This window comes from Streptomyces sp. H27-D2 (assembly GCF_035828615.1).
In the GTDB taxonomy this organism is placed as follows: domain Bacteria; phylum Actinomycetota; class Actinomycetes; order Streptomycetales; family Streptomycetaceae; genus Streptomyces.
The window spans coordinates 63,629-79,801 of sequence record NZ_JAYMZR010000005.1 but is presented as its reverse complement, the minus strand read 5'-3'; the positions used below and the strand labels follow the sequence as shown (position 1 = coordinate 79,801).

Here is a 16,173-nt window from a genome sequence, read left to right as displayed (position 1 = left end):
CATACCCGGGACCGTCGGCGGCGGCCCCCGATCCGGCTGCGGCTGTCAGCTCAGCTCTGCCCGGCGAGCGCACCCACCGCCGCCTCCGTCGCCCGGTCGTCGGGCAGGTAGGCCAGGAGGTGGTGGCCGGGCTCGTCCACGGCGGCGAGCTTGACGTAGCGCAGCCGCAGGTCACCCACCACGGGGTGGCTGAAGTTCCGCACGGCGGGATGGAAGGCGGAGGTCTCCCGGCGGCCGTACCACCGGGCCGCGTCCGGGTCGGCCAGCAGTTCTTCGGTGATCTCGGCGTACCGGCCGTCCTCGGGGTGGCGGGCCGCCTTCGCTCGGAACTGACCGAGCAGACTCCTGGCCTCCGGCTCCCACTCGGCGAGCAGTGTGCGGGCGGGCTGCCAGCGGAAGACCAGCCACAGCAGGTTGCGCTGCTTGGGCGTCAGCCGCGCCGGGTCGGTGAGCAGCGCCGCATAGCCGGTGTTCCAGGCCAGCAGGTCCCAGTGCGGGTCGAGCACCACGGCCGGGTGGGGCGCCAGCGCCTCCAGCAGCGACAGCAGATTCCGCGACACCCAGCCCGGTGGTGTTCCGGCCGGCGCGGTCCGCTCCATGAACGACATGACATGCGCGCTCTCGGCGCCGTCCAGCCGCAGGGCGCGTGCCACGGACCGCAGCACTTGATCCGAGGTACGGACCCGGCCCTGCTCCAGCCAGGCGTACCAGGAACTGCTGATACCGGCCAGCTCGGCTACCTCGCCGCGTCGCAGACCCGGGGTGCGACGCCGCGGCGAGCCGGGCAGTCCCACCTCGGCGGGGGTCAGCCGCTCGCGCCGGGAGCGCAGGAAAGCGCCCAGCTCCCGGTGCGGTCCGCTCGCCGGAGCACGCCCGGTGGCCGTGCTCGTCTGTGTGTGCTCTTCCGGCTTCTCCGGTCCGACGCCATGCATGCCGGCCGCTCCTCCCCGTACGCGCCCGGCCCTCGGTCCGCCGGCGCGATCCCCTACCGCGCGGGCCGGGCGGGAGTCCGTCGCCCCACGCCAGGGTGTGAGCAAGGGTAATCGGCTGCGGGCCGGCCGGCGGCGGCCGCGGTGATCGACTGGATCCGCCGGCCGAGAGCGCCGGCACGGAACAAGGAAAGGAGCACTCTTCGTGGACGCCTCGGACACCACCACCACCGCCACCTCCAGCGCCATCGCCATCGCCACGAGCGCAGCGGCCACGGACAGCACCGCCCGCCCGTCCTCCGCGTTGCCCGCCGCATCGCTGCGGCTGCTGCGCGCCGCCGGGTTCGTCAGCAACTTCGACCGTTTCTGCATCACGCCCATGCTGCTGCTGATCGCTGCTCAGCTCGGTGTGTCCCTGTCGACCGCGATGCTCGCGGCCAGCGGATACTTCCTCTGCTACGGGCTGATGCAGCCGGTGTGGGGGCTGGCCGGCGACCGGATGGGCCGGGTGGCGGTCATGCGGTTCTCGCTGGCCGGGGCCGCGGTCGCCGCGCTGTGCTCGGTGTTCGCCCCGGACGCCACGACGCTGATCGTGGCGCGCGCCGCCGCGGGTGCCTGCTTCGCCGCGTCCATCGCCGCGTCCATCACCTACGTCGGCGACACGGTGCCCGCCGCGGTCCGGCAGCGCCCGCTCAGCGAGCTGATGACCGCGTTCGCGATGGGGACTGCGGTGGCCACGGTCGTCGCCGGGGCGCTCGCGGACTACGTCAGCTGGCGGCTGGTCTTCGCCCTCCCGGGCCTGGCCGCCACGTACCTGACCGTAGCCCTGCGCCGGCTGCCGGAGCCGGCACGCGAGCCGTCCGGATCGCTCTTCGCCCCGCTCCGGGTGGTGCTGCGCTCACGCCGACAGTGGTACGTGATGGCCGTCGCGATGCTCGAAGGGGCGGTCCTGCTGGGCTTCTTGACCTACCTGGCCCCCGCGCTGGGGGCTCAGGGGGCCTCGGCCGCGCTGGCGGGCGCGGTGGTCGCGCTCTACGGGGTGGGCGCCATGACGGCGGCGCAGCTGGTCAAGCGGCTGGTGGGACGGTGGACGCCGACGCGGCTCATCATCATCGGCGGGATACAGGCGGTCCTGGCGTTCAGCCTCGCCGCGGCCAGCGGGTCGGTGCCGGCTTTGGCGGTGACCGCGCTGCTGCTCGGCGGCGGCTGGTCGTTCATGCACTCCACGATCCAGTCCTGGGCCACCACGCTGTGCCCGACGGCCCGCGCCACCGGCGTCGCCATGTTCGGCCTCGCTCTCTACGCCGGCAGCGCGCTGGCCGGCATCCTCGCCGCGGCCCCCGCCGAACACCACGCCTACCAGGGGCTGTTCCTGACAGCAGCCGTCCTGACCGTGCCGCTGACCATCGCCGCCGCCGTGGGCCGCCGCTACCACGGCTGGGTCCAGAGTTAGGTCAAGAATGTTTGACACCATGTCGGTGTTGCTTTACATTCGGGCATGTCAACTTTGTTTAACATAGGAGCGGCCGTGGCGTTCGAAGAGAAGCGCGCGTGGATTATGGCGGTGGTGACGGTCGGCGCGTACGCGGCCTACCTCGCCCTCGTTCTCGGGAGAGCGGATCACACCCCACTCACCGAGGTGTCGTACGTGTCGACGATGCTGTGGACCATCGGCAGCGCCATCGCGGCGGCGATCGTGCTCCAGACCGTGATCGCGACCGCCTCGCCCCAGGGCGCCGACAAGAAGGACCAGCGCGACCGGGAGATCGGCCGGTTCGGCGAGTACGTCGGCCATTCCTTCGTCGTCATCGGCGCAGTGGCGGCACTGGGCATGTCGATGGCCGAACTGAACCATTTCTGGATCGCCAACGCGATCTACTTGGCGTTCGTCCTGTCGGCGATTCTCGGGTCCGTGGCCAGGATCTTCTCCTACCGCCGAGGCTTTCAGCCGTGGTGAAGCCGACCAGAGTCACGAATGCGATCCGCTCTCTGCGATTCGCGCATGGACAGATGACACAAGCGGACCTGGCGGATCGCATCGGTGTGACGCGGCAGACCGTCATCGCCATCGAGCAGGGGCGCTACTCGCCGTCACTCGAAATGGCATTTCACATCGCCCGGGTGTTCAACGTGCCGCTCGGCGACGTGTTCCAGTACCCCGACAGCGCGGGAGAGACGCCGTGAAAGCAATCGTTCAAGAAACCTACGGCTCAACCGAGGTCCTGGAGTTCACAGATGTCGACAAGCCGGCGTTGGGGGGCGGTGAACTGCTGGTGAGGGTGCACGCGGCCGGCGTCGATCCGGGCGTCTGGCACCTCATGACGGGCCTGCCGTACCTGCTGCGCATCATGGGCTTCGGGCTGCGTGTGCCCAAGGTACGTATTCGGGGCTCGGATCTGGCAGGGCGCGTGGAGGCGGTCGGCAATGACGTGACCCGGTTCCAGCCGGGGGATGAGGTGTTCGGCACCTGCGAGGGCTCCTTCGCCGAGTACGCGTGCGCCCGGGAGGACAAGCTCGCGTCGAAGCCGGTGAACCTCACCTACGAGCAGGCGGCGGCCGTGCCCATCTCCGCGTTCACCGCCCTGCAGGGGCTTCGCGACCAGGGGCGGGTGCAGCCGGGGCAGAAGGTCCTGATCATCGGTGCGGCGGGAGGCGTCGGGACCTTCGCGGTGCAGCTGGCCAAGGCGTTCGGAGCGGAGGTCACCGGCGTGTGCAGCACGGCGAAAGCGGACCTGGTCCGATCGATCGGCGCGGACGACGTCATCGACTACACACGCGACGACTTCGCGGACGGGACGCGCCACTACGACCTCATCCTCGACACCGCGGGCAACCGTTCACTGTCGCACCTCCGGCGTGGCCTCACCCCCCGGGGAACTCTGGTCATCGTCGGAGGCGAAGGAGACGGACGGTGGTTCGGCGGCATCGACCGCCTGCTCCGGGCCCTCATACTGGCCCCGTTCCTGCGCCACAAGCTCCGGGGGCTGTTCTCGACGGAGCGACAGGAGGACCTTCAGTTCTTGCGGCAGATCATCGAGGACGGCAAGGTCGCGCCGGTCATCGACCGAACGTATCCGCTCAACGAGGTCCCCGAGGCCATCCGGTATGTGCACCAAGGACACGCGCGCGGCAAGGTCGTCATCACCGTGTGAGGAACGGCCGGCGGCTGCCGCCCGGCCGCGCCGAACCGCGGGTAACAGGCTTGGCTTGGACGGCTTCGCGGGCCACTGCTTCCTACGCGGCCTTTGTGTCGTGCGGCTGAGGTGAGGCTCTACGCTGATCCGCGGGCCCGGCCCACGCCACGCGGGCGCCGTCGGTCCACACCATTTCTAGTTCCAGGGGGCACGGATGTCCGACACGACCCGAGTGGCACTGGCCACGTCGACCATGGGGCTGGCCCTGGACGAGGACCTGCCACCGATGGTCGAGGCGCTGCGCGCACGGGGTGTCGACGCCGTGGCGGTGGCCTGGGACGCCGATGACTTCGACTGGTCGCGGTGCGCGGCCGTGGTCATCAGGTCCACCTGGGGATACGCGGACCGATGGCCGGAGTTTCTGGCGTGGGCCGACGCGGTCGAGGCGGCGACGCGTTTCGACAACCCGGCCGGGGTCGTGCGCTGGAACACCGACAAGAGGTACCTGCGGGAACTCGCCGACCACGGCGTCCCGGTCGTCCCGACCCGCTTCGTCGGCCCCCGCGAAAACCTTGTCCTGCCGGAGCGCGGCCACTTCGTCGTCAAGCCCGCCGTCTCGGCCGGCGCGCGCGACAGCGCGCGGTACGCGGAGCACCACCACGACCTGGCGGCGCGGCACATCGCCGCGCTGCACGCCGCTGGATCGACCGCGATGGTGCAGCCCTACCTGTCCCGGATCGCTGAGGGGGAACGGGCGCTGGTCTTCCTCGGCGGCGTGTTCAGCCACGCGATCCGCAAGGGGCCGGTCCTGACCGATGTCGGGGTCGTCGACAACGATCGAGTCGCGCATCCGGACCAGGTGCCCCATCAACCGTCCGCCGCCGAGCTGGAGTTGGCCGCCGCCGCGCTGGCGGCCGTACCCGGGCAGGACACCCTTCTGTACGCGCGGATCGATATCGCGCTGGGGGACGACGGATCGCCGCTCGTGATGGAACTCGAACTCGTGGAACCCAACCTCTTCATGGACCACAGCCCCACCGGGCTACGGCGCTTCACCGACCTCGTCCACGCACGCGCCGTGGCAGGCTGAGCCGATTCTGTCGGCCACCGGGAAACCGGGGCCGCGCAGCACGGGGCCCGTGCACGACCTGCGCGCTCCTTGGTGAGAGGTCGGACAGCACCTTTCAAGCGGCGGCGGCTCCGCGGGCGCCTACCCGTGATGGCAGACTCCGGTCATGACCTCAGAGACGATCACCGCCGCGGCCGCGGGTACCTTCAAGCTCGGCGATCTGCCGGTCAACCGGATCGGGTTCGGTGCGATGCGGCTGACCCAGAACGGCGCGGCGTTCGGGAACGGCGCACCGAGCGATCGTGACCGGGCGATCCAGGTGCTGCGGGACGCGGTCGAGCTCGGTGTGAACCACATCGACACCGCCGCGTTCTACTTCTCGCCGCTGCGCTCCGCCAACGAGCTGATCAACCGTGCGCTGGCCCCGTACCCGGATGGTCTGGTCATCACCACCAAGGTCGGCCCCGGCCGGGATCCGTGGGGCGAGTGGTTGTGGGCCTCGCCCGAGCAGTTGCGCGGCCAGGTCGAGGAGAACCTGCGCCAGCTCGGCCGTGACCACCTCGACGTGGTGAACCTGCGCATCCCGCAGAGCCTGGCGAGCGGCTCGATCGCCGAGCATTTCGGTGCGCTGGCCGACCTGCGCGATTCCGGGCTGATCCGGCACCTGGGCATATCCAACGTCACGCCCGGACATCTCGCCGAGGCGCAGACCATCGCGCCGGTGGTCTGCGTACAGAACCCCTACGGTGTCGGCGCGCGGATCGAGGACCACGAGTTCCTGCGCGCGTGCGGGGAGCAGGGCGTCGCGTTCGTGCCGTTCTACGCGATCGCCGGCGCCGGGCGCGACGCGGGCGCGAGCGCCACCGACAGCGACGAGGTGCTCGCCGTCGCACGCGCGCATGGCGCGTCGGCCGCGCAGGTCCGGCTGGCGTGGGCGCTCCAGCGCGGGCCGCATGTGCTGGTCATCCCGGGCACGGGCAATCCGGGCCACCTCGTCGACAACGTGGCCGCCGGCGCGCTGCGGCTCTCGGACGCCGACATCGCGAGCCTCCAGACCCTCCGTCAGGACAGCGAGTAGGCACCGGGATCGGCCCCGGCGGTCGCCGACTGCCGGGGCCGCACCCGTATCCGCGCTGCGAAGGCCGCCTGCTGGGGCCGCCGATCACTGTCGGCCGCGCGACCGCCCGATCCGGCAATAGATTTCCGTTCACAGCAGTCGCCGTGGTCATCGCACTAGGAACCTGTAGGCCCGCTCGCTACCCTCCGCGCATGATTTCCACGGTGGTCTGGGGTACCGGCAATGTCGGCCGTGCGGCTATCCGCGCCGTCGAGGCCCACCCGGCGCTGAAACTCGCCGACGTGCTCGTCCACAACCCCGACAAGGTCGGCCGCGACGCGGGCGAACTCGGCGGTCTCGGCCAGGATTTGGGGGTCGCGGCGACCGAGGACATCGACGCGGTGCTGGCCGCCGGGCCTCGCGCCGTGGTGTACGCGGCGTCCGGCGACGTCCGTCCCGACGAGGCCCTCGCCGACATCGTCAGGGCGATCCGGGCCGGAGCCGTGGTCGTCACCCCCGCGCTGTACGCGCTCTACGACCAGCGGGGCGCCCCGCCGGAGCTGCGGGAGCCGGTGCTGGCCGCCATCGCGGACGGCGGCGGCTCGCTGTTCGTCTCCGGCGTCGATCCCGGCTGGGGCAACGACGTGCTGCCGCTGCTGATCAGCGGCCTCGGCTCCACCGTGGACGTGATCCGCTGTCAGGAGATCTTCGACTACTCCACCTACGACCAGTCCGACTCGGTCCGGTACCTGGTCGGCATGGGCCAGCCGATGGACTACGAGCCGCCGATGATCGCACCGACGGTGCCGACCATGGTGTGGGGCGGGCAGGTGCGGCTGATGGCCAGGGCGCTGGGCGCCGAACTCGACGAGATCCGCGAGACGCTGGAGCGGCGCCCGCTGGAGGCCACGGTGAGCACCAGGACGATGGGCGAGTTCGAGGCCGGTACCCAGGGCGCGGTGCGCTTCGAGGTGCAGGGCATCGTCGGGGGCGAACCCCGCATCGTCATCGAGCACGTCACCCGCATCCACCCGTCCTGCGCACCGGACTGGCCGACGCCGCCCGACGGCGACGGGGCGCACCGGGTGGTCATCGAGGGCCGCCCGCGCATCGCGGTCACGGTCGAGGCCACCGACGAGGGCGAGAACCGGTCCGCGGGCGGGAACGCCACCGCGGTCGGCCGGCTGGTGAGCGCCGTCGACTGGCTGGTGGCCGCGGAACCCGGACTCTACGACGCGCTCGACGTCCCACTGCGCCCCGCGGTCGGCAAACTCGGAAGGAGACAACCATGAACATCGACATCCCCGAGGGCAAGGACGCGATCGAGTACGTGTGGGGCGAGATGGTCCCCGGCATCGGGATCGCAGCCTCGCATTTCTCGCTGTCGGTGTACGCCCACACGACCCTGGGTCTGCGCGAGTTCGAGGCCGCGCGGCTGCGGATCGCGCAGATCAACGGCTGTGTCTTCTGCCTCGATTGGCGGACCGAACGGGACGGGCGGAAGGTCGAGGAGGAGTTCGCCGACGCGGTGACCCAGTGGCGCACCACCGACGCCTTCGACGACCGGATCCGGTTGGCCGCCGAGTACGCCGAGCGGTACGCCCTGGATCACCACGGCCTCGACGAGGAGTTCTGGACCCGGATGACCGCGCGGTACAGCCAGTTGGAGATCGTGGAGCTGAGCATGAGCATCGGCTCCTGGCTGGCGTTCGGCCGGCTCAACCATGTGCTGGGCCTCGACACCGTGTGCGCGCTGCCCGGGCGCTGAGGTGGTCCGGGGCCGCTCGGCGCGTCCGGCCGGCCCCGGGTTTCGGGCTCGCCGCGCGGCAGGCGCATCCTCACCTCGCCAGGAGGCGCACGCTGTCGCCTCCGGCCGTCAGGCCGCCGCGTCAGGCCTCATCGCAGGTCGGTTGCGATGATCTTCTCGATGTTCCGTTCAGCGAGCGCGGTGATGGTGACGAACGGGTTGACGCTGGTGTTGCCGGGGATCAGCGAGCCGTCGATGACGTACAGGCCGGGGTGGCCGTGGAGGCGGCCGTAGTTGTCGGTGGCCTTGTCGAGCACCGCGCCGCCGAGCGGATGGTAGGTGAGCTGGTCGTTCCAGATCTTGTAGGCGCCGAAGAGGTCGGTCCGGTAGATCGTCCCCTCCTTCGTGTTGATCTTGTCGAAGATCGTCTTGGCCATGTCGATGGACGGCTGCTTCCAGGAGGTCTGCCAGTTCAGGTCGGTCTTGCCCGTCGCGGCGTTCCAGGAGAACTGGGCGCGGTTCGGATTCTTGGTGATCGACAGGTAGAGCGAGGCGTAGGTCTCGATACCCGTGGGCAGCGGTGCGACCTCGGCGAACGCGCCGCCGGCGGCCCAGTTGTCGATGCCGGAGCAGGGGATGGTCGACTGGAGCTTGCCGGTCGGGTCCCACAGGTGGTTGGCGCGGCCGCACATGACGTTGCCGTTGTCGCCCCAGCCCTTGCCGATCTCGCCGTTCAGGCCGGGCAGCGCGCCGGTGGCCTTGAGTTCGGTCAGCAGCTTGCTGGTGCCGACGCTGCCGGCCGCGAAGAACACCTTGTCCGCGGTCACGGTCTTGGTGGCGGTGGTGCCACCGCTGGTGTTGAGCTGCTCGATGACGACGGTGTAGCCGCCGCCGGCCGCCGGGGCGACCGAGGTGACCTTGTGCAGTGCCGAGATGGTGACCTTGCCGGTCGCCCTGGCGGCCGCGAGGTAGGTCTTGGCCAGCGACTTCTTGCCGTGATTGTTGCCGTAGAGGATCTCGCCGTCCAGCGCCGACTTGGTGGCGGTTCCGGCCAACTCCTGCTTCATGTAGTCCCAGTCGTACACGTCGGGTACGAAGAGGTAGGGGAAGCCGGAGCGCTGGGCATGCTTGCGGCCGACCCGGGCGAACTGGTAGCAGGCGGCGGTGTCGAACCAGGCCGGGTCGATGGTGTTGACCCCGAGCCCGGCGTTGGCACGCGGGTAGTAGGTGGCGTACATCTCGTCGGCGTTCACCGACGGAAGGACGGCGCCGAAGTTCTCCCGCTTGGGGGTGACCGCCATGCCGCCGTTGACCAGCGAACCGCCGCCGACGCCGCGGCCCTGGTAGACGGTGATGCCGCTGAAGTCTTCGGCGTCCAGGATCCCGGTGTAGCGGGGGATGTCCTTGTCGATCGGGAAGCCGAGGAAGTAGTTGACGGGCTGTTTGGTCCTGGTGCGCAGCCAGTAGGACCGTTGGTCCGGGTTGAGCGTGTTGCAGAAGATCTTGCCGTCCGGGCCTGGGGTGTCCCAGGCCATGCCCATCTCGATCATGTGCACGTCGACGCCCGCCTGGGCGAGGCGCAGAGCGGCGACGGAGCCGCCGTATCCGGTGCCGATCACCAGGGCCGGGACGTGCGCCCCGGTGTCGATCGAAGCGCCCGCGGGGGCGGTCCTCGCCTGGGCTGCGGTGGCGTGACCGGCGAGGGCCACCGCCCCGAGAATAGAACTGGTTCCAGCGATGAATCCGCGACGGGAGACGCCCTTGGAGCCCTTGCTGGATAAGGTGATGTCGCTCATGTGATGTTCCTCACTTTCGATGGAATGGGAACAAGTTCTACTGTCGCTCGCGCGTGAAGTCACTACATACCTATAGGTAACCTGCGGCCAATTCCCTACCGGGAGCACCGGGCGCGGGAGCCTTTGCAAACGTCCTCACAGGTCCCGGCGGCTCCTCGAACATCGCACCGGACCAACAGGCCGTCGGTCGCGGGCGGTTGCCCCACGGCGACCAGGCCGACGCTCCCGGTGCTCAGCGGGCGGAGGGGGCCGGGTCCCCGTCGTACGCGGGCGCCGCGGTGCTCTCGCGCGGCTCCAGATGGGGGAGTTCACCCTGCACGCTGCGCACGGGAGCGCCGTCCAGGACGGCGAGCAACTCCTGCGCCGCGAGCCTGCCGAAGCCCGGGGTGTCACGGACGAGAGCCGTCAGACGGGGGTGGGTGACCCGGCACAGCGGCGAGTCGTCCCACGCGACGATCGCCAGACGGGCCGGCACGGGAACGCCGCGCTCGGCTGCCACCGAGACGCCGGCGACGGCCATCACGTCGTTGTCGTAGATGATCGCCGTCGGCGGCTCGGGCCCGTCGAGGATGCGGCGGGTGGCCTCGGCGCCCTCCGCGTCGGAGTAGTCCGTGGTGACCGAGCGGACCTGGTCCTCGCCGAGCCCGCGGCGGCCGGCCTCGGCTCGCAGCGAGCTGATGCGACGGGCGGTGTGCGCCAGCCCCGGCAGCCCCGCGACATGCACGATGCGGCGGTGCCCGAGGTCGTACAGATGGTCGAGTACGCGGGCCATGGCCCGGGAGTCGTCGGCCCAGACGGTGGAGATGGCGGGGCCGGCCGGATGGCCCTGTGCCGTCGCGGGCTCGCCGACGACCACGGCGGGCAGTCCGAGGGAGACCAGCAGTTCCGGCCGCGGGTCCTCGGTGCGCGGGTCGACGACCAGCACACCGTCCACCCGGCGCTCCGCCCACCAGCGGCGGTAGACCTCGCACTCGGCGTCGAGGTCCTCGACGACCTGGAAGAGCAGGGCCGTCCTGCGGGTGGCGAGGACTTCCTGGATGCCGGAGACGAGTTGCAGGAAGAACGACTCGATGCCGAGCGTGTGCGCGGGCCGGGCGAGCACCAGGCCCAGGCTGCCCGCGCGTTCGCCGGACAGCGCTCGCGCCGCGCTGTTCGCCTGCCAGCCCAGCTTCTCCGCGACGCGGCGCACGCGGGCGCGGGTCTGCGCCGAGACGCCGGGGCGGTCGTTGAGCGCGAAGGAGACGGCGCTCTCCGAGACTCCCGCCTGTCGCGCGATGTCCTTGATCGTCGGCCTGCGGGCGGGCCGGGGGCGGGCGGCGTCACCGGAACCGGACGGTGTCATGGCGTGTGCTCCTCGTGCTGTACGTGGACGGCGACGGCTGGACCGTACGCGATGCGACCCTGGCAGACGGCCTCGGCCGACACCCAGTACCTTCCCGGCGGGTCCCTATCCGCCCACTTCCACGCACAACACTCTGGTGAAACTCTCCTGGTGAAGCTGACTAAAGCGTATTAGTACGTCAGCTTCGCCGCCGGTGAGAGGTCGTGTCAAACGGCCGGTGGTCCCGGGGCCTGTCGGTCGCTCGCCCCTTCCGCAGGATGTGCGCGGGGCCGGACCGGAGGGCGGACGGGCGGTCCAACGACCTGCTCCTCGCTGGGGTATTGACATCCACTAAACCGCATTAGTAACCTCTGGCCAGCATCGTGGGGTGAGAGTTTTCTATCCCCGTCCTTCGGGGCTTCCGCATAGGGAGAAAGTATTGACTTTCCCGCGGTCGCTGCGGCAGGTTGGCCGCGATGGATTGGCGCGCCGGGACCAGAATTTCACGTCGGGCCGTGAATTCCAGGAAACGCCGCACGACGATTGACATGTTTCTGGTCCGAGCAAAGGAGCCGCCAGCCATGCGCATATCCCGCAGAGCAGCCACCGCCACCGCGGTAGCGGTCGTATCAGCCCTGGTCATGACGGGCTGCGGGTCCCCGGACGGTTCCGGCGGGGCGGCCGACGCCTCCGGCAAGGTCGAGGGAACCGTCAAGTTCCAGACCTGGAACCTCAAGGCGAACTTCAAGGGGTACTTCGAGGACGTCATCGCCGACTTCGAGAAGAAGTACCCCGACGCCAAGGTGGACTGGATCGACCAGCCGGCCGAGGGCTACCCGGAGAAGATCAGCGCGGACGCCGCGGGCGGCACCCTGCCGGACGTCGTCAACGTCTCCCCGGACCTCGCCTACCCGCTGGCGCAGGCGGGCCTGGCGCTCGACCTCGACGAGGCCGCCGCGAAGTACGAGGGCGAGTACCTCGCTGGAGCCTGGAAGAGCCACCGGATGCCCGGCATGAAAGGCGTCTACGCCTTCCCCTGGTACCTCAACACGGGCCCGATGTTCTACAACAAGGCCCTCTTCAAGAAGGCCGGCCTCGACCCGGAGAAGCCGCCGACCACCTACGACGAACTCTTCGACGCCGGCCTCACGCTGGCGAGGAAGAGCGGCGGCAAGACCGCGCTGCTCGCCTCCACCCCGTCCATCGAGGACTTCGGCCGCTACGGCACGAAGCTGATGAACGCCAAGGGCACCGAGTTCACCTTCAACGAGCCCAAGGGCGTCGAGCTGCTCCAGCGCTACGAGGAGCTCTACAAGGCCGGCGCACTCGACTCCCAGGCGCTCACCGCCCAGGCCGAGTCCGCCGGGCGCAAGTTCCAGCAGCAGTCCGTAGCCATGAACCCCGGCAGCGCGCACGACCTGGAGAACTTCAAGAAGGAGGCGCCGAGCCTCTACGAGAACATCGGCATCACGGATGCGGTGAACAACACCGGCAAGGCCAACATGTACGTCCAGGGCCTGATGGTGAACGCGAAGAGCAAGGTCACACCGGCCGCCGTCGCCTTCGCGCACTTCGTGACCGACAAGAAGAACCAGCTGGACTTCGCCCACGAGGTCACCGTCTTCCCCTCGACGAAGGGCGCGCTCGACGACCCGTTCTTCACCAAGGAGGACGGCACGGACGCGACCCGGGTCAGGGTCGCCTCCGCCAAGTCCCTGAAGAACGCCGTCAACTACACGCCCGTCCTGCTCAGCGAGCAGATGAAGGTCGCGCTGCGCAACGGCGTCGCCAAGGCCATGCAGGGCAAGCAGAGCCCCAAGGAAGCCCTGGACGCCGCGGCCGCCGAGTGCAACCGCCTGCTCAAGGTCGGCTGAGGCGCACCTCATGACTGCCATGACGACGCGCAGCGGGGGACCGGCCACGCCCGGCCCCCCGGCGACCGCCGCCCCGCCCGCTGCCGAGCCGCGGCGGGCGGGGGGAATCCGCAAGCATCTGCCCACCAGCCCCTGGGCGTTCCTCGCCCCCGGCCTGCTGATCGTGGCGGGCTTCAGCCTTTACCCGTTCATCAGCACCGTAATGAACTCGTTCACCGACAAGCGCACCCTCACCGAGGGCGCGTTCGTCGGCGGCGCGAACTACCGGGAGCTGATCCACGACGACATGTTCTGGATCGGGCTGCGCAACAGCGTCCTCTACATGCTGGGCGTCGTACCGCTGCTGGTGATCCTTCCGCTGCTGCTGGCGATGCTGGTGCAGCGGCACATCCCCGGCATCGCCTTCTTCCGGTCGGCCTTCTACACCCCGGTGGTCGCCTCCGTCGTGGTGGTCGGCCTGATCTGGGTCTGGATGCTCGACGACCGAGGCCTGATCAACGCCCTGCTGGAGACGGTCGGCGTCGGCAGGGTCGGCTTCCTCAGCGACCAGTGGCTGCTGCTGATCAGCGCCATGGCGGTCACGGTCTGGAAGGGCCTCGGCTACTACATGATCATTTACCTCGCGGCGCTGGCCAACGTGCCCCGCGAGATGCACGAGGCCTGCGCGGTCGACGGCGCGGGCGCGATCCGCCGCTTCCTCACCGTCACCGCGCCCGCGGTGCGGTCCACCATGGTGCTGGTCGCAGCCCTGTCCTCGGTCAACGCCTTCAAGGTCTTCTCCGAGGTCTATCTGATGGCGGGCCCCACCGGCGGCCCCGGCGGCGAGGACACCACGCTGGTGATGCTGGTCCAGCAGGTCGGGATGGGCCTCAGCGGCCGGGTCGGCTACGCCTCGGCGATCTCCGTCGTGGTCTTCGTCATCACCCTCGCCCTGATGCTGCTGGTGCTGCGCGCCAACCGCGAGGAGGCCGCATGAGTGCCGCGACCACCGCCCTCGGCGACAGCCGCGGCGACAAGCGCCGCGCCGAGCGGCCCCGTGAGGGCGACGACCAGAGCAGCCGACGCGTCCCCGTATGGCAACTCGTGCTGCGGTACGCGCTGCTGCTCGTCGTGTTCGCCGTGATGGTCGGCCCGTTCCTGTGGCAGCTGTCCACCTCGCTCAAAGGCCCGAGCGAGGACATCTACAGTTACCCGCCGAGCCTGCTGCCCGGCGAGCCCACGCTGGACAACTACGCCGGGGTCGCCGACATCATCCCGGTCTGGGACTTCGTCCTGAACTCCCTCAAGGTCGCGACCGCCAATGTGCTGACCAACTGCGCCGGCGCGGCGCTGGCCGGCTACGCCCTGGCCCGGATGCGCTTCAAGGGCCGCAAGGTCGCCCTGATCGCCTTCATCATGGCGATGCTGGTCCCGATCGAATCCATCATGATCGCCCAGTTCATGACGATGCGTGATCTCCAGCTCAACGACACCCTCGTCGCCGTGGTGCTGCCCGGCTGCATCGGCGCGATGAACGTCCTGCTGATGCGCAACGCCTTCGCCAACCTCCCGTACGAGGTCGAAGAGGCCGCGTACGTCGACGGGGCCAACGCCTGGCAGCGGTTCTTCCGGATCGCGCTGCCCTCGGTCAAGGGCACCATCGCGGTGGTCGCGATCTTCGCGTTCATGGGCGCCTGGGACGACTTCCTGTGGCCGCTCATCGTCCTGAGCGACCAGTCGAACTTCACCCTGACCATCGGCCTGAACTATCTGCACGGCACCTTCGCGGACAACCAGCGCCTCGTCGCCGCCGGCACGATCATCGCCGTGCTGCCGCTGGTCGTGATGTTCGCCTGTCTGCAGCGCTTCTTCTTCCGCGGCGTAGGCGAAGGCGCCGTCAAGGGCTGAGCGCCCCGACGCGCCTCGCCGCCGCCCGTACCACCAGGGACTCCACCACCATGCCTGAGCACGCCGCCCGTCCACGCCCGCTGCGCTTCGGCGCCAACTACACGCCCACCCACGGCTGGTTCCACCACTGGCTGGACTTCGACCTCGACGCCGTGCGCGCCGATCTGGACTCCATCGCCGCGCTCGGCCTCGACCACATCCGGGTCTTCCCGCTGTGGCCGCTCTTCCAGCCCAACCGCACCCTGATCCGGCCCCGCGCGGTGGAGCAGCTGGTCCAGCTCGCGGACGCGGCCGCCGAGCGCGGCCTGGACGTCAATGTCGACGGGCTGCAGGGGCACTTGTCGAGCTTTGACTTCCTGCCGGCCTGGACGCAGACCTGGCACCGGCGCAACCTCTTCACCGACCCCCAGGTGGTGTCCGCGCAGGCCGAGTATCTGCGCGTCCTGGCCGCGGCGCTCGCCGACCGGCCGAACTTCCTCGGCATGACCATCGGCAATGAGGTCAACCAGTTCTCGTCCGGGCCGCACCCCGACCCGGACCGCGTCACGCGCGAGCAGGCAGACGGCTGGCTGCGGCGGATGCTCGCGGCCTGCGAGGAGGGGGCGCCCGGAAAGTTTCATCTGCACGCCGAGTACGACGCCGCCTGGTACCAGGACGAGCACCCCTTCACCCCGGGGCAGGCCGCGCGCCTGGGGGCCGCGACCGCCGTGCACTCCTGGGTGTTCAACGGCACCGCGCAGCGCCACGGCCGCACCGGCACCGCCACCGAGCACCACGCCGCGTATCTGATCGAGCTGTCCAAGGCCTGGGCGGACGACCCGCACCGACCGGTGTGGCTCCAGGAGGTCGGCGCGCCCGCGCCGCACATCCCTGCCGAGCACGCCGCGGCGTTCACCGAGGCCACCGTCGCGAACGCCCTCGACTGCCAGGACGTGTGGGGCGTCACCTGGTGGTGCTCGCACGACGTGTCGAGCACGCTCGCCGACTTCCCCGAACTCGAGTACAGCCTCGGCCTGTTGACCAATGACCGGCAGATCAAACCGGCCGGCCGGGCCATCGCTCGGGCCGTCGAGGAATGGCGCGGACGCGAGCACCGCCCCGCGGCGCGCGCCACCGCCCTGGTCGTCGACACCGGCGAGTCCAGTGCGGCCCCCGGCCGCTCGGTCTGCGCCCCCGGCGGGTCCTTCTTCGAGGCATGGGCCGCACTCACCGCGCAGGGCGTCCGCCCGGCCGTGGTCCTGGCCGAACGGGCGCACGACACGGCGCACCTGGCCGCCCGCGGCATCACCGAGGTCCTCACTCCCGCCGAGGTCCGCTGACCTGTCGCTCGCAACACCCGCATCGACGTACCCGGCGCGG

General features: G+C 70.1%; 15 protein-coding genes. 12 read left to right on the top strand and 3 right to left on the bottom strand.

Annotated features, from left to right (window positions below; genetic code table 11):
• Positions 1-50: 50 nt before the first annotated feature.
• Positions 51-932, bottom strand: coding sequence for a helix-turn-helix transcriptional regulator (locus QMK28_RS03620; protein ID WP_326435490.1), 882 nt, complete (start codon positions 930-932; stop codon positions 51-53).
• A gap of 202 nt (positions 933-1,134) precedes the next feature.
• On the opposite strand from QMK28_RS03620, the gene QMK28_RS03615 reads away from it, so the two are divergent.
• The 8 genes from QMK28_RS03615 to QMK28_RS03580 all read left to right on the top strand — a co-directional run bounded on the left by QMK28_RS03615 (position 1,135) and on the right by QMK28_RS03580 (position 7,957).
• A complete protein-coding gene (locus QMK28_RS03615; RefSeq protein WP_326435489.1) occupies positions 1,135-2,382 on the top strand; it encodes an MFS transporter in 1,248 nt (415 codons plus the stop codon).
• Positions 2,383-2,457: 75 nt separating this feature from the next.
• Positions 2,458-2,886: a hypothetical protein gene (locus QMK28_RS03610; protein ID WP_326435488.1), complete on the top strand. Its 429-nt coding sequence runs from the start codon at positions 2,458-2,460 to the stop codon at positions 2,884-2,886.
• Positions 2,880-3,113, top strand: coding sequence for a helix-turn-helix transcriptional regulator (locus QMK28_RS03605; RefSeq protein WP_443050526.1), 234 nt, complete (start codon positions 2,880-2,882; stop codon positions 3,111-3,113). Before QMK28_RS03610 ends, QMK28_RS03605 begins: the two co-directional genes overlap by 7 nt.
• A complete protein-coding gene (locus QMK28_RS03600; protein WP_326435487.1) occupies positions 3,110-4,081 on the top strand; it encodes an NAD(P)-dependent alcohol dehydrogenase in 972 nt (323 codons plus the stop codon). Before QMK28_RS03605 ends, QMK28_RS03600 begins: the two co-directional genes overlap by 4 nt.
• A 196-nt stretch (positions 4,082-4,277) precedes the next feature.
• The gene (locus tag QMK28_RS03595) at positions 4,278-5,153 is read left to right on the top strand and encodes an ATP-grasp domain-containing protein (protein ID WP_326435486.1); all 876 of its coding nucleotides are present in this window, start codon (positions 4,278-4,280) and stop codon (positions 5,151-5,153) included.
• A 145-nt stretch (positions 5,154-5,298) separates the two neighbouring features.
• Positions 5,299-6,210 carry an oxidoreductase gene (locus tag QMK28_RS03590; RefSeq protein ID WP_326435485.1) on the top strand — a complete coding sequence of 304 codons (912 nt, stop codon included), beginning with the start codon at positions 5,299-5,301 and terminating at the stop codon, positions 6,208-6,210.
• Positions 6,211-6,401: 191 nt separating this feature from the next.
• On the top strand, positions 6,402-7,481 hold the full coding sequence (locus QMK28_RS03585) for an NAD(P)H-dependent amine dehydrogenase family protein (protein WP_326435484.1): 1,080 nt from the start codon (positions 6,402-6,404) through the stop codon (positions 7,479-7,481).
• Complete coding sequence (locus QMK28_RS03580; protein ID WP_326435483.1) at positions 7,478-7,957, top strand: carboxymuconolactone decarboxylase family protein; 480 nt, start codon at positions 7,478-7,480, stop codon at positions 7,955-7,957. The genes QMK28_RS03585 and QMK28_RS03580 overlap by 4 nt, the downstream gene beginning before the upstream one ends.
• Positions 7,958-8,085: 128 nt before the next feature.
• Here QMK28_RS03580 and QMK28_RS03575 read toward each other — a convergent pair whose 3' ends face one another.
• Together QMK28_RS03575 and QMK28_RS03570 are read right to left on the bottom strand one after the other, a co-directional pair.
• On the bottom strand, positions 8,086-9,732 hold the full coding sequence (locus QMK28_RS03575) for a GMC oxidoreductase (RefSeq protein WP_326435482.1): 1,647 nt from the start codon (positions 9,730-9,732) through the stop codon (positions 8,086-8,088).
• Positions 9,733-9,964: 232 nt separating this feature from the next.
• Positions 9,965-11,074: a LacI family DNA-binding transcriptional regulator gene (locus QMK28_RS03570; RefSeq protein WP_326435481.1), complete on the bottom strand. Its 1,110-nt coding sequence runs from the start codon at positions 11,072-11,074 to the stop codon at positions 9,965-9,967.
• Between the two features lie 560 nt (positions 11,075-11,634).
• On the opposite strand from QMK28_RS03570, the gene QMK28_RS03565 reads away from it, so the two are divergent.
• From QMK28_RS03565 to QMK28_RS03550, 4 genes are read left to right on the top strand one after another with little or no spacing between them, the layout of a single operon-like run.
• Positions 11,635-12,927 carry an ABC transporter substrate-binding protein gene (locus tag QMK28_RS03565; protein ID WP_326435480.1) on the top strand — a complete coding sequence of 431 codons (1,293 nt, stop codon included), beginning with the start codon at positions 11,635-11,637 and terminating at the stop codon, positions 12,925-12,927.
• Positions 12,928-12,937: 10 nt separating this feature from the next.
• On the top strand, positions 12,938-13,903 hold the full coding sequence (locus QMK28_RS03560) for a carbohydrate ABC transporter permease (RefSeq protein WP_443050524.1): 966 nt from the start codon (positions 12,938-12,940) through the stop codon (positions 13,901-13,903).
• Positions 13,900-14,814: a carbohydrate ABC transporter permease gene (locus QMK28_RS03555; RefSeq protein ID WP_326435478.1), complete on the top strand. Its 915-nt coding sequence runs from the start codon at positions 13,900-13,902 to the stop codon at positions 14,812-14,814. The genes QMK28_RS03560 and QMK28_RS03555 overlap by 4 nt, the downstream gene beginning before the upstream one ends.
• Before the next feature lie 50 nt (positions 14,815-14,864).
• Positions 14,865-16,133: a glycoside hydrolase 5 family protein gene (locus QMK28_RS03550; protein ID WP_326435477.1), complete on the top strand. Its 1,269-nt coding sequence runs from the start codon at positions 14,865-14,867 to the stop codon at positions 16,131-16,133.
• The last annotated feature ends 40 nt before the right edge of the window (positions 16,134-16,173 follow it).

Excerpts from the sequence above, each read along its gene's own strand:
- QMK28_RS03620 (WP_326435490.1), bottom strand. The coding sequence starts at position 932 with ATGCATGGCGTCGGACCGGAGAAGCCGGAAGAGCACACACAGACGAGC.
- QMK28_RS03595 (WP_326435486.1), top strand. The coding sequence starts at position 4,278 with ATGTCCGACACGACCCGAGTGGCACTGGCCACGTCGACCATGGGGCTG.
- QMK28_RS03590 (WP_326435485.1), top strand. The coding sequence starts at position 5,299 with ATGACCTCAGAGACGATCACCGCCGCGGCCGCGGGTACCTTCAAGCTC.
- QMK28_RS03585 (WP_326435484.1), top strand. The coding sequence starts at position 6,402 with ATGATTTCCACGGTGGTCTGGGGTACCGGCAATGTCGGCCGTGCGGCT.
- QMK28_RS03580 (WP_326435483.1), top strand. The coding sequence starts at position 7,478 with ATGAACATCGACATCCCCGAGGGCAAGGACGCGATCGAGTACGTGTGG.
- QMK28_RS03575 (WP_326435482.1), bottom strand. The coding sequence starts at position 9,732 with ATGAGCGACATCACCTTATCCAGCAAGGGCTCCAAGGGCGTCTCCCGT.
- QMK28_RS03570 (WP_326435481.1), bottom strand. The coding sequence starts at position 11,074 with ATGACACCGTCCGGTTCCGGTGACGCCGCCCGCCCCCGGCCCGCCCGC.
- QMK28_RS03565 (WP_326435480.1), top strand. The coding sequence starts at position 11,635 with ATGCGCATATCCCGCAGAGCAGCCACCGCCACCGCGGTAGCGGTCGTA.
- QMK28_RS03560 (WP_443050524.1), top strand. The coding sequence starts at position 12,938 with ATGACTGCCATGACGACGCGCAGCGGGGGACCGGCCACGCCCGGCCCC.
- QMK28_RS03555 (WP_326435478.1), top strand. The coding sequence starts at position 13,900 with ATGAGTGCCGCGACCACCGCCCTCGGCGACAGCCGCGGCGACAAGCGC.
- QMK28_RS03550 (WP_326435477.1), top strand. The coding sequence starts at position 14,865 with ATGCCTGAGCACGCCGCCCGTCCACGCCCGCTGCGCTTCGGCGCCAAC.